Origin of the sequence: Tabrizicola piscis (genome assembly GCF_003940805.1) — a bacterium.
Taxonomy (GTDB): Bacteria; Pseudomonadota; Alphaproteobacteria; order Rhodobacterales; family Rhodobacteraceae; genus Tabrizicola; species Tabrizicola piscis.
Genome location: NZ_CP034328.1, coordinates 2,680,932 through 2,692,852, shown reverse-complemented (window position 1 = coordinate 2,692,852; position 11,921 = coordinate 2,680,932). Strand labels below are relative to the sequence as shown.

The window sequence follows — 11,921 nt, the reverse complement described above, 5'->3', positions numbered from 1 at the left end:
CTTGTGGATAAGTCGGGCGAACCCACAAGATACGCCCGCGCCGTCCCACGGTCAACTTGCACTCACGCCGACCACGGCTATGTTCGCCCCATGATCAACATCCTGAAACTCTGCGTCGGCGCCGACTCGGTCGAGGATCTTCTCGACTGGCAGCACAGCCAGCGCCGCCACTGGCCGCCCGGCAAAGCAGTCCACGTCACCCGCATGTGGCCCAAGCGTGAGGCCGAGGTGCTGGAGGGCGGGTCGCTTTACTGGGTGATCAAGGGCGTGATCCTGGCCCGCCAGCAGATCACCGACCTGCAGCAAGTGGACCTTGGCGACGGCATCAGCCGCTGCGCCCTGGTGCTGGATGCCGAGGTGATCCGCACCGAAGCCGCCCCCCGCAGACCCTTTCAGGGCTGGCGCTACCTTGACCCGAAGGACAGCCCGCGCGACCTGCCGAAGGGGCGGGCAAAGGATGACCCCCTGCCCGCCGCGCTGGCGCAAGCCCTGGCTGAAATCGGCCTGCGCTGACCGCGCAAGCCAATGATTTTTCGCAGAAAAGTTGTGGCGCCATAGCGCGCTGATCAGAAGTTGTTCGGGTTGCCCGCCACAATCGTGCCGGTCCCGCCATCAGCACCGTCCTGCACCCAGGTCACCGCCTCGCCGTCGATCCGGACGTTCCAGCAATCCGGCGCTTCGCCATAGCTGAAGCACATCGTGTCGCCCTCGACCGTCCAGGTCCCGGTGTAGCCGTCGCCCTTGATCGTGCCATCCGCGGCGTAGAACTCGGTATAGGCGCCCGAGGCGGTCATGCTGCCCTGAACGGTGTTGTCGGAAATGGCGGCCGTGATCTCGGCGCCGGTGGCCAGCGTCTGGGCCATGACAGGACCGGCCATCACAGCCAGCAGCAAAGTTGCGGAAATCCGGTGGAACATGCGACGTCTCCCTTGTGTTGCCCGGCAAAGGTAGGCGCTGCGCCAGAAGGTCAACCGCCCCTTTCCATTCCATGTCAGGCAAGCCATGACTGGCGCATGTCGCGCCCGATGATCCTTGCCGCCCCCTTCCTCTTTCTTGTCCTCTGGTCGGCCGGTTTTGCCGTGGCCAAGCTGGGGCTGGAACATGCCGGGCCCTTCACGCTGCTGGCGCTGCGCTATGCCATCGCCGTCCTTGTCCTGCTGCCGCTTCTGGCGGTCCTGCGCCCCCCGATTCCAAAAGGCCGCGCGGCGCTTGATATCGCGGTGACGGGGTTCCTGATCCAGGTGCTGTACTTCGGCCTGTGCTACATCGCCTTCCGCTCTGGCGTCTCCGCCGGAGGGGTGGCGATCATCGTCTGCCTGCAGCCGATCCTTGTCAGCCTGATCGCCCCCCGCCTTGTCGGGGAAAGCATCAGCCGCCTGCGCTGGCTTGGACTTGGCCTTGGGCTGGCCGGGGCGCTGACCGTGATCCTTGCCAGATCCGGCATCGCTGCCGAACCGCCGCTGGGCATTCTCGCCGCCGTTGGCGGGCTGATCGGCATGACCGCCGGCACGCTCTACGAAAAGCGGTTCGGCGTGTCGCAGCACCCGGTGCCGACGAACCTGATCCAATACGCCGTAGGCGCCGCCTTTGCCCTGCCGCTGGCCATCGCGACCGAAGGCCTTGCCGCCGACTGGACGCCCGAGCTTTTCGGCGTCCTCGCCTATCTCATCATCGGCAATTCGCTGATCTCGATCACCCTGCTGCTGGCGATGATCCGCGCGGGCGAAGTGGCCCGTGTCTCGGCCCTGTTCTACCTCGTCCCGCCCCTGGCCGCCCTGTTCGCCTGGCCACTACTGGGTGAGGCGATGCCCCCCCTCGCCTGGGCCGGAATGGCGCTGGCGGCGGCGGGCGTCACCCTCGCCCGGCGCTAGAACGGGCGACCGGTCACCTTCAACCGCTCGGCCAGAGCGTCAAACGCCCAGCGGTCCGCTTCCGACCACTCTGCCACCCGACTGGCCCACAGGACCGCTTCGCTGGAATGGATCAGCCCGTCCGACAGGATGCGCAGGTGATTGGCCCGCAGCGTCTCGCCGGAACTGGTGATGTCGGCAATCGCTTCGGCCGTGCCGTTCTTCACGGTGCCCTCGGTCGCGCCCTGACTGTCGACCAGTTGGTAATCCGCCACCCCTTGCCCCTGCAGAAAGTCGCGGACCAGCCGGTGATACTTGGTCGCGATCCGCAGGCGGTGGCCATGCGCCGCCCGAAAGGCAGCCGCCGCCGCATCCAGATCGTCGACCGTTTCCACGTCGATCCAGACGGCAGGCACCGCAATGATCAGGTCGGCATGCCCAAAACCCAGCCGCGCCAACTCCACGACTTCCGCCGCGTCCGTGCCCAGTTCTTCGCACACAAGGTCGGACCCGGTGACGCCAAGATGAATCCGCCCCGCCGCAAGTTCCCTTGGGATCTCGCCCGCCGACAACAGCACCGGCACGGCGCCTTCGATACCCTCGATCACGCCGGAATATTCCCGGTCGGCACCGGATCGCCGCATCGCCACGCCCCGCGCGCCGAACCAGTCAAAACAGTCCTGCATCAGCCGACCCTTTGACGGCACCCCGATCCGGATCATGCATGGCCCCCTTTCAGCCGCGCAACCAGACCGGGGCGGATCACACCGCCCACCGCCGGGATGAACGCCCCGGACCCCAGTACCGCCGTCAGCGCGTCATAGCGGCCACCGCTGGCCACGGGGGGCAACCCCGCTGGTCCGTGAAAGCTGAAGACAAAGCCATCGTAGTATTCAAGGCTGGTACGCCCGTGGCTTGCCTCGAACGCCAGCGTCGTCACATCAACCCCCCGTTTGGCCAAAGCTGTCAGCCGGGCCGCGAACCTGTCCACCGCAGGGGCAATGGCGGGCAGCAAAGGGGTAATCCCGCGCAGATGGTCCAACGCATGTGCCGCAGGGGCCTCCAGCGACAGAAGGTCATACAGCAGGGCCGCCTCGGTGGCCTTGATCGGTGGCGTCTTGGCGTCGGCCACCAGAGCCTCGGCCCGGGTGGCAATCTCATCGGCGGTGCGCAGCCCGACAAATGTTCCCGCCTCTTCGATCAGCGCAAGGGGCGATCCTGCAGCCAACCGCTCCAACAGCCTGACCCGCCCGGCCGGAACCGGCGCCCGCCCGGCGAACCGGTCCAGAAGCGCCTTGAACCGCCCCGGCCGCCAGATGTGCCGCAAAAGCGCGGCCTTCCGCCGCTCGGTCGTCTCCAACCCCCGCACGGCGGCCATCAGAATACCGACATCGCCGGTCACCGGGCGCAAATCCAGATCCGCCAAAAGGTCGCGGAACAGGGCAAACACTTCGGCATCCGCCGCTTCCGGGGCCTGCCGGTCAAAGACCTCATAGCCGACCTGCAGGTATTCGCTGGCTCGACCCGACCGGCGGGCCTGTTTGCGGAACACCTCACCCAGATAGGCATAGCGCGCAGGGTCTGCACCATGGGCCATATGGGCCTGCACCACGGGCACCGTGAAGTCCGGCCGCAGCATCATTTCGCCCAGAACAGGGTCCTGCGTGGTATAGGCCCGCGCCCGAATATCCTCGCCATAAAGGTCCAGCAGGGTTTCGGCGGGTTGCAGCAGGTCAGTCTCGACCGGCTCGGCCCCCGCAGCGACAAAGGCCGCCAGCAGCCGCTCGCCCTCGGCACGGATGGCGGGCTTGGGGATCATTGCCCCAGCATCTTTCGCACAGCCGCCACCAGATCGGCCCTTGGCACCTCAACTTGGGCGGGCCGGTCCTTCCATTCCTCCAGCGTGGCGCTTTCGGCGATCTTCGCACCAAGGATCAGGTCTTTCAGGATGACCTTGCCCTCTGCCGCCTCGTTCCCGCCCTGAATGATGGCGATGGGCGACTGCCGCTTGTCGGCGTATTTAAGCTGGTTGCCGAAGTTCTTCGGGTTGCCAAGGTAGACCTCGGCGCGGATGCCCGCCTGCCGCAGGTCACCGACCATCGCCATGTAGTCGGCCATCCGGTCCCGGTCCATCACCGTCACGACCACCGGCCCCGCCGTGTCAGCACGGCTCCGCCCCTTGGCCTGCAGCGCCGCGAGCAGCCGGTCAACGCCAATGGAGACGCCGGTTGCAGGCACATCCTGCCCGGTAAAGCGCTTCACCAGCCCATCATACCGCCCGCCCCCGGCGACCGACCCAAAGTTCCGCGGACGGCCCTTTTCGTCGGTGATCTGGAAGGTGAGCTCCGCCTCATAGACCGGGCCGGTGTAGTAGCCGAGGCCACGGACAACGCCGGGGTCGATGACGATGCGGTCGGGACCGTAGCCTTGGGCGGCGAGGAGGGACGCTATCTCCTGCAGCTCATGCACGCCCTGCTGGCCGATCTCGGAACCCGAGACCAGCGCCATCAGCTTGAGGATCGTGCCTTCATTGTCGGCAGCCGTAGCGTGGACAAAATCCAGGACCACCTGGGCCTGCGCGTCGTTCAGCCCCGCCCCCTTGGTGAAATCCCCGCTCTCGTCCTTCCGGCCCTCGCCCAGCAGGGCCCGAACCCCATCCGGCCCCAGCCGATCAATCTTGTCGATGGCGCGCAGGACGATGCCGCGTTCGGCCTCCTTGTCGTCGCCCGCCAGACCCGCGACCTCCATCACCCCGTTCAGGACTTTGCGGTTGTTGACCTTGACCACATAGTCACCACGGGGAATCCCCACGACCTCCAGCGCGTCGGCCAGCATCGCGCAGATCTCCGCGTCTGCGGCGACGGAGCCTGATCCCACGGTATCCGCATCGCACTGGTAGAACTGCCGGAACCGCCCCGGCCCCGGTTTTTCGTTCCGCCAGACCGGACCCATCGCGTAGCGGCGGTAGGGTGAGGGCAGGTCGTTGCGGTATTGCGCCGCCACCCGGGCCAGGGGGGCCGTCAGGTCATAGCGGAGGGCGAGCCAGTCGGCCTCATCTTCTTGCCACGCAAACACACCCTCATTCGGGCGGTCCACGTCGGGGAGGAACTTGCCCAGCGCCTCCACCGTTTCCACGGCCGAGGTTTCCAGCGGGTCGAAGCCGTAGCGGTGATAGACCCCGGCGATCGCGTCCAGCATTGCCTTGCGCTCGGTCACTTCCGCCCCGAAATAGTCGCGGAAGCCCTTGGGGGGTTCGGCGCGCGGGCGGCGGGGTTTGTCGTTTGCCATGGGTCGCACCCTTCGCTTTTCTTCGGGCCCCGTGTATCGAATGGGGCAAGGGGCGGCAAGCGCCCGGAGAGGGGCCATGGACCGGATCGAAATCCTTGAGGAACGCGTCGCCCACCTGACCCGCGCGGTGGAGGACCTGTCGGACGTGGTGGCCGCACAGGGGGCCGAGATGGCCCGGCTGACCCGGCTGGTGGGGCTGCTGGCCGAGAGGGAGGCAGAGCGGGAGGCCGCAGGAGACTCCCCCTCCCCCAACGTCCGCCCGCCGCACTGGTAGTGTCCCGGGCCGGGACAGGGGGGTCAGGGGAGGGATTTCAAGGGGTTAGGGGAGGGGGTAAGGGTTTGTTAAGTGGTCCGCGTATCGTGCCTCGGCAAAGTCAACTGGGAAAAATTGTCCCACCGCTTTGCCGAGTGACAGGGCAGTATGACTTCTGGCGTAAATACCAGTTTTTACTGCCACGCCGAGTTCCACCTCTAAATTCAATCTTTGACACTAGGCGAGTCGAAGGCTTAGAGAAGGCAAGCTAAGCTCTTTCCTCACAGTGTGGGTACAAGGTACGCATGAATTCACCAAGGGGGCAGTTCGTATGGTGGTCAGACAAAGCGTCCCGAGAGGCAGGAAGAATCTCAATTCTAGCGGTGGGGGAAACAGTCCTATGTGTTTCTGCCTACTTCCTGTTATTCTTCAAGGTTGGGATCGTGTGGCACCATTGGGTTATTCTACTAGCAACTCCTTTGGTTCTATTACGATCGAGTGAGTCCATCGAGGCTGGACGGAGATCCTTCGATGCATACCTTTCAAGAAAAAGCGACGTTCCGACTTTCTCCTTAGAAAGCGCCATCCAGACTATCTTTGCGGCTGCAGCGGCATACGGAACGTCAAATCTCCTGACTTCAATTTGGTTACCTGACCTCACAGGCTGGCAGAGTCTATGGCGCGGCGTTGTCATCGGATGGCTTGCCTTGAACATAGGGCTTGGTGCAGCGGCTAGCGTGGCCCAAATGCTAGTATTGGCAATAGCCGGCGCGATGATTGGCGCGATCTTCGGCGCAACAGATGTACAGAGTTGGAGTGGTATCAGCGGCGTATCCATCGGCGCAGTGTCCGGCGCAATCTCTGTGACTATTGTCCTTCCATTTGGGCTGTGGATACGCGCTATTTTCACGAGATTTTCAGCAATGATACGTAATCCGGTTTCTGGCCTTAAGTCGCTTCCGGAAAATTGGCGCAACACTGTACTTGCAGAGGACTTTCTTGCGCCGCTCGAACTTGTGCCTGGCCATGAGAATACTGCCTTGTTCTCTGGGGAAGAGAAATTTCCCTTTGATATTCTTGGTGATCGGCATCAATCGGAAAAAATCATATCAGGAACACTCGTAGCCATCTTTCTGTTCACTCCTCTTCTAATTTGGCGATGGTCTATCAAATCCACAGCTTGGTTTTATTTTCCATACCTTTTGCTTGGATGGGGATGGTCCAACGCACGTGGTTATGATCTTGTTGTTTGGTGTAGAGCGTATGGGCGAACTCTATGGAACTGGGTGGCTCTAATCCTAGCAATTCTACTCTTGGCAAGCTCTGTGGCTCCGCTGATTGGATGGGTTCAACTCGAATCATTGGCAAGGGAAATTAAGGAAAATGGGGGACCAGTATCGCCGATTGTTGGCTTATTGGTTTTAGATTGGCACAGCTTGGCTGTCCAGCCATGGTATTGGTTTTATCTTCCTTCTTGGTGCCTAACGATCTTTCTTTTCCTTGCAATAAACAAGATCAGCGCTGAGCTCGCCGCTGGCGGAGACCAGCATTCGAGGATTGTAACTTTGGGTCGCTATTTGTGGATAAGCAATCTTAGATGCGTTCTCACAAATATAGGGCTCGCAACTGCGCTGTTTTATTTTCTCTATGCTATTGATGCATGGGGGAGAACAATGGAATTCGTTCAGAGCCTCTTGCAAATATTTGCTGTGGAAAGCGACCAGATCGTTAAATCAAGCGATGATTAATCATGTCAAGTTGACAAATTTTCGTTTGGCCCCAGGATCAGGAACTTAGGCCCGCTGGACCGCCCCCAGGGGCGCCTCCGGCCTTCCTTTGCGCTTGGGGTGCTCGGTGGTGCGCTGTAGCGCACCCTACGGTGGTGGGTTGGCACCCACCCTACGAGGGGTGGGTGGCCCCCCTCCCCTACCCCTCCCCACGAGGGGGAGGGGGATTGGTCGTGGATGTTGGGGAGAGTCGGGCTGAAGCCCGACCTAGGGGGGGGTGCGCTGTAGCGCACCCTACATGGCGGGTCAGGGATTGCCGAACCACTCCTCCACCTTGTCGAGCACGTCGTCGATCAGGCCGCCTTGTCTTGCCTCTGGCCCCGTGAACTTGAGGAGGTAGCCGCCTCGGCAGACCTCTCGCCTGATCGTCAGGCCTTGTTTCAGCTGCAGCAGTCGGCGGGGGCGGGGTTTGGGGGTGCCGGGCTCATCGTCGGGGGGTGAGGCGATCAGGTCGGTGATCAGGGGGGCGACGGCGTGCCATTGGGCGGTCAGGCCGGAGGGTTTCGCCTCGATCAGGGCAAGGGTCAGGACCTCCTCGCCGCCAAGGCGGAGGGCGGTGGCGAGGCGCTCCATCCGTTCGATCGACAGGCGTTCGGGGGTGGCGAGGGTGCCGTCCAGCGCGGTGGCGACCTCGACATAGGCGCGGAGGCGGGTGCGGGTCTGGCGGGTAGCGGTGGGGTAGAGGGCGGCGATGGCGGCGTCGGGGGTGTCGAAGTGCCCCTCCTCCATCGCGGTGAGGATGAGGGTGGCTTTCTCCCACGGCGAGACAGGTTCGCGGTTCTCATTCTCGGACACCATGGTGGCGAGGGCCTGGGCCACGGATTGGGGAGAGCGGAGGAAGGCGGGGATGGTGCTGTGGCCCAGCGCGGTGCAGGCGGTCAGGCGGCGGAGGCCGGAGATGAGGCCGTGGGTGTGGCCGTTCCGGGGGGTGGAGAGTTCCCAGACCTCGACCGGCATGCGGAGGCCTTCGGCGGCGATGGAACGCTGGAGTTGGGCGAGGGGCTCGGGGGTGAGGGTGGTGCGGTCGCGCAGCAGGGCGTGGGGGTCGATGGCGGCGAGGGGGAGGTGGAGAAGGGGGTCCATTGGCGTGCTCCTTTACCGGGGAGGGAACGCGGTTCGGGTTAGGGTTTGGTGAGGGGGGCGAGCGGGGGGATCAGATCTCTTCGACGGCGAGGACCCCGTGCATGGCCTTGATCGCGCCCTTGATCTGGGGGGTGATGGGGTAGGCGTCGGGGAGGGTGATGTCCACCTCACGCCCTGCGGGGTCGGTGATGCAGAGGGTGATCTGCGCGCGGGAGCGTCCTTCGACGCGGGAGAGGAGCGAGGCGAGGGAGGGGACGGCTTCGGGTCGGGCGAGGTGGATGCGGATGGATTGCGCGCCGCCCTGGGCTGCGACGGCATCGATGGGGGCGATGGCCTGGGCGAGGAGTTTGAGGGTTTCGCCCTCCAGTTCCGCCTTGACGGTGAGGACGATGTTCTGGCCGGGGTCAAGGTGATCGCGCGAGGCTTCGAGGACTTCGGAAAAGCAGGTGACTTCGTAAAGGCCGGTGGGGTCGGACAGCTGGACGAAGGCGAAGCGGTTGCCGCGGGCGGATTTGCGCTCCTGCCGGGAGGAGACGGAGCCGGCGATCTTGGCGGTGATGGGCCCGCGTTCGGCGCGGGCGGTGACTTGGGCGAGGGTTTCGACGTTCTGGCGTTTGAGGGCGGACATGTAGTCGTCCAGCGGGTGGCCGGAGAGGTAGAAGCCGATGGCCTGATGTTCCTGCGCGAGGCGCTCGACGGGCAGCCAGTCGTCGCGGAACGGGAGGCGGGGTTCGGGGATGTCAGCGCCCGCGCTGCCGAAGAGCGAGACCTGGGCGGAGGCGGTCGCCTCATGGATGGCGGCGGAGTAGGCGACGAGGGGGTCGAGGGCTTCGAACACGCGGGCGCGGTTGGGGTCGAGCTGATCGAAGGCCCCGGCGCGGGCCAGCATTTCAAGCGGGCGCTTGCCGATGCGTTTGAGGTCAACGCGGCGGGCGAAGTCGAAGAGGGTGGCGAAGGGACGCTCTTCCGCCCTGACGGGCGTAATCGCTGCGCCGGTCGGCGAAGACGGCGATGAAGGCGGATGAGCGGCCCCTTGCGGTTCCTGCCGCGCCTGCACGATCAGCTGCATCGCATCGACGCCGACATTCTTCAGCGCGCCCAAGCCATAGACCAGCGCGCCGTCGCGGACGGTGAAGGTGGCCAGCGAGGCGTTCACGCAGGGGGCGATGGTTTTCAGGCCAAGCTTGTCCACCTCACGCTTGTAGACGGCCAGCTTGTCGGTGAGGTGGAGGTCGCAGTTCATCACCGCGGCCATGAATTCGGCGGGGTAATTCGCCTTGAGATACGCCGTCTGGTAGCTGACCACGGCATAGGCGGCGGCGTGGGATTTGTTGAAGCCGTAGTTGGCGAATTTCTCCAGCAGGTCGAACACCTCACCCGCTTTGGCGGCGTCGATGTTGTGGGTGGCCTTGGCACCTTCGATGAATTTCGGGCGTTCGCGGGCCATTTCGACCGGGTTCTTCTTGCCCATCGCGCGGCGCAGCAAGTCCGCGCCGCCCAGCGAATACCCGGCCATGACTTGGGCGATCTGCATCACCTGTTCCTGATAGACGATGATCCCTTGGGTTTCCGCAAGGATATGGTCGATGGTGGGGTGGATGGATTCCAGATCGCGCAGGCCGTTCTTCACCTCGCAATAGGCCGGGATGTTTTCCATCGGGCCGGGGCGGTAGAGGGCGACGAGGGCCACGATATCCTCGATGCAGGTCGGCTTCATCCGGCGCAGCGCGTCCATCATGCCCGAGCTTTCCACCTGGAACACGGCGACGGTTTTCGCGGCGGCGTAAAGGTCATAGGCGGGCTGGTCGTCCAGCGGGATCAGGTTGATGTCAAAGCTGATGCCGCGCAGGGCGAGGAGGTCCATCGCGTTCTGGATCACGGTCAGGGTCTTCAGACCAAGAAAGTCGAATTTGACCAGACCGGCGGCTTCGACCCATTTCATGTTGAACTGGGTCGCAGGCATGTCTGACCGGGGATCGCGGTAAAGCGGCACCAGCTGGTCCAGCGGACGGTCGCCGATCACCACACCGGCGGCGTGGGTGGAGGCGTTGCGGTAGAGGCCTTCGATTTCCTTGGCGTATTCCAGCAGGCGACCGACCACCTCCTCTTTCGCGGCTTCACGCAGACGGGGTTCATCGGCCAGCGCCTTGGTGATGCTGACGGGCTTCACCCCTTCCACCGGGATCATCTTCGACAGCTTGTCGACCTGCCCATAAGACATCTGCAGCACGCGCCCGACGTCACGGACGGCGGCCTTGGACAGAAGCGCGCCGAAGGTGATGATCTGGGCCACGCGGTCGCGGCCGTATTTTTCCTGAACGTAAGAGATCACCTCTTCCCGACGATCCATGCAGAAGTCGATGTCGAAGTCGGGCATCGACACGCGTTCCGGGTTCAGGAAGCGTTCGAACAGCAGCGCATAGCGCAGGGGATCAAGGTCGGTGATCGTCAGCGCATAGGCCACCAGCGAGCCAGCGCCCGAGCCCCGACCGGGACCGACGGGAATGTTGTGGTCCTTGGCCCATTTGATGAAGTCCGACACGATCAGGAAATAGCCGGGGAACCCCATCTTTTCGATGATGCCGAGTTCGAAATCGAGCCGGGCCTGATACTCCTCGGGCGTGGCGGAGTGGGGGATGACGGCAAGGCGGGCCTGAAGCCCGGCATTGGCCTGACGGCGCAGTTCTTGCACCTCGTCATCGGCGAACCTTGGCAGGATGGGGGCGTGTTTCTTCACCGCAAAGGCGCAGCGGCGGGCAATCTCGACGGTGTTTTCCAAAGCCTCGGGCAGGTCGGCGAACAGGGTCGCCATTTCGGCTTCGGACTTGAAATAGTGCTGCGGGGTCAGGCGGCGGCGGGGCTGCTGCTGGTCGACATAGGCCCCTTCGGCGATGCAGATCAGGGCATCATGCGCCTCATACATCGAGGATTTGGGGAAGTAGACGTCATTGGTGGCAACCAGCGGCAGGCCAAGGTCATAGGCCAGTTCCACGGCACCACGTTCGGCCAGCATCTCGGGTTCCGAAAGCGCGCCGCCGGGGCCCGGGTGGCGTTGCAGCTCCACATAAAGGCGGTTCGGGTAGATCGTGGTCAGCCGTTCCAGCAGGCTGCGCGCCTTGGCGGTCTGGCCGGTGGCATGGAAGCGGCCAAGCGGGCCTTCCGGACCGCCGGTCAGGCAGATCAGGCCGGCGCTGTGCCGTGCAAGTTCGTCCAGCGTCACTTGCGGCAGGTTGGCGGCACCCGACATCGCGCCGTCGATGTAGAGGCGCGAGTTCAGTTGCATCAGGTTCAGATAGCCGGATTCGTCCTGTGCCAGCAGGACGATGGGCGCGGGCGCGCGGGGCTTTTCGCCCGGTTGGGCGGGGTCATGCGCGACAGAGATCTGGCAGCCGACGATGGGCTGGACACCCGCCCCCATGGCGGTGACCGAAAACTCCAATGCGGCGAACATGTTGTTCGTGTCGGTCACGGCGACGGCGGGCATTGACGCCGCCGTGCAAAGGTCGATGAGTTTCTTGACCGGGACCGCGCCTTCAAGCAGCGAATGTTCGGTATGGGTGCGAAGGTGGATGAATCGGGGCGCGCTGGACATTGCGGCAGCCTAGCGAAGCGCCGGGCGGGGCGAAAGCCCGCTCCTTCTTTCGGCAAAACGCGAAACTG

10 protein-coding genes are annotated in these 11,921 nt (G+C 63.9%); 4 read left to right on the top strand and 6 right to left on the bottom strand.

What is annotated here, in order from left to right:
* Window positions 1-90 precede the first annotated feature (90 nt).
* Window positions 91-513, top strand: coding sequence for a DUF1489 family protein (locus tag EI545_RS13155; protein WP_125325892.1), 423 nt, complete (start codon window positions 91-93; stop codon window positions 511-513).
* A 53-nt stretch (window positions 514-566) separates the two neighbouring features.
* On the opposite strand, the gene EI545_RS13150 is transcribed toward EI545_RS13155, so the two are convergent.
* A complete protein-coding gene (locus tag EI545_RS13150) occupies window positions 567-917 on the bottom strand; it encodes a hypothetical protein (protein ID WP_125325891.1) in 351 nt (116 codons plus the stop codon).
* Between the two features lie 96 nt (window positions 918-1,013).
* Between EI545_RS13150 and EI545_RS13145 the strand changes: the two genes are divergently transcribed.
* Window positions 1,014-1,871 carry a DMT family transporter gene (locus tag EI545_RS13145; protein WP_125325890.1) on the top strand — a complete coding sequence of 286 codons (858 nt, stop codon included), beginning with the start codon at window positions 1,014-1,016 and terminating at the stop codon, window positions 1,869-1,871.
* Here the strand turns inward: EI545_RS13145 and hisG are convergent.
* Genes hisG through hisS form a run of 3 tightly spaced genes read right to left on the bottom strand, consistent with a single transcriptional unit; the run spans window position 1,868 to window position 5,138 of the window.
* Window positions 1,868-2,572, bottom strand: a complete 705-nt coding sequence (hisG, locus tag EI545_RS13140; RefSeq protein WP_125325889.1) for an ATP phosphoribosyltransferase — start codon at window positions 2,570-2,572, stop codon at window positions 1,868-1,870. The genes EI545_RS13145 and hisG overlap by 4 nt on opposite strands.
* Window positions 2,569-3,669 carry an ATP phosphoribosyltransferase regulatory subunit gene (locus EI545_RS13135; protein WP_125325888.1) on the bottom strand — a complete coding sequence of 367 codons (1,101 nt, stop codon included), beginning with the start codon at window positions 3,667-3,669 and terminating at the stop codon, window positions 2,569-2,571. Before EI545_RS13135 ends, hisG begins: the two co-directional genes overlap by 4 nt.
* Window positions 3,666-5,138, bottom strand: coding sequence for a histidine--tRNA ligase (gene hisS, locus EI545_RS13130; RefSeq protein ID WP_125325887.1), 1,473 nt, complete (start codon window positions 5,136-5,138; stop codon window positions 3,666-3,668). The genes EI545_RS13135 and hisS overlap by 4 nt, the downstream gene beginning before the upstream one ends.
* A 76-nt stretch (window positions 5,139-5,214) precedes the next feature.
* Here hisS and EI545_RS13125 point away from each other — a divergent pair, with 76 nt between their 5' ends.
* Both EI545_RS13125 and EI545_RS13120 read left to right on the top strand, forming a co-directional pair.
* Complete coding sequence (locus EI545_RS13125; RefSeq protein ID WP_125325886.1) at window positions 5,215-5,412, top strand: SlyX family protein; 198 nt, start codon at window positions 5,215-5,217, stop codon at window positions 5,410-5,412.
* A gap of 422 nt (window positions 5,413-5,834) precedes the next feature.
* Window positions 5,835-7,139 (top strand): hypothetical protein, encoded by a 1,305-nt coding sequence (locus EI545_RS13120; RefSeq protein WP_125325885.1) that lies wholly within the window; start codon window positions 5,835-5,837, stop codon window positions 7,137-7,139.
* Window positions 7,140-7,424: 285 nt separating this feature from the next.
* Here the strand turns inward: EI545_RS13120 and EI545_RS13115 are convergent, their stop codons facing one another.
* Entirely contained in the window at window positions 7,425-8,261 is an 837-nt protein-coding gene (locus tag EI545_RS13115; RefSeq protein WP_125325884.1) for a ParB/RepB/Spo0J family partition protein, read from the bottom strand.
* A 70-nt stretch (window positions 8,262-8,331) separates the two neighbouring features.
* Window positions 8,332-11,853 carry a DNA polymerase III subunit alpha gene (gene dnaE, locus EI545_RS13110; protein ID WP_125325883.1) on the bottom strand — a complete coding sequence of 1,174 codons (3,522 nt, stop codon included), beginning with the start codon at window positions 11,851-11,853 and terminating at the stop codon, window positions 8,332-8,334.
* Between the last annotated feature and the right edge of the window lie 68 nt (window positions 11,854-11,921).

Coding starts and splice junctions, on each gene's coding strand:
- EI545_RS13155 (WP_125325892.1), top strand. CDS start 91: ATGATCAACATCCTGAAACTCTGCGTCGGCGCCGACTCGGTCGAGGAT.
- EI545_RS13150 (WP_125325891.1), bottom strand. CDS start 917: ATGTTCCACCGGATTTCCGCAACTTTGCTGCTGGCTGTGATGGCCGGT.
- EI545_RS13145 (WP_125325890.1), top strand. CDS start 1,014: ATGTCGCGCCCGATGATCCTTGCCGCCCCCTTCCTCTTTCTTGTCCTC.
- EI545_RS13135 (WP_125325888.1), bottom strand. CDS start 3,669: ATGATCCCCAAGCCCGCCATCCGTGCCGAGGGCGAGCGGCTGCTGGCG.
- dnaE (WP_125325883.1), bottom strand. CDS start 11,853: ATGTCCAGCGCGCCCCGATTCATCCACCTTCGCACCCATACCGAACAT.
- hisG (WP_125325889.1), bottom strand. CDS start 2,572: ATGATCCGGATCGGGGTGCCGTCAAAGGGTCGGCTGATGCAGGACTGT.
- EI545_RS13115 (WP_125325884.1), bottom strand. CDS start 8,261: ATGGACCCCCTTCTCCACCTCCCCCTCGCCGCCATCGACCCCCACGCC.
- hisS (WP_125325887.1), bottom strand. CDS start 5,138: ATGGCAAACGACAAACCCCGCCGCCCGCGCGCCGAACCCCCCAAGGGC.
- EI545_RS13125 (WP_125325886.1), top strand. CDS start 5,215: ATGGACCGGATCGAAATCCTTGAGGAACGCGTCGCCCACCTGACCCGC.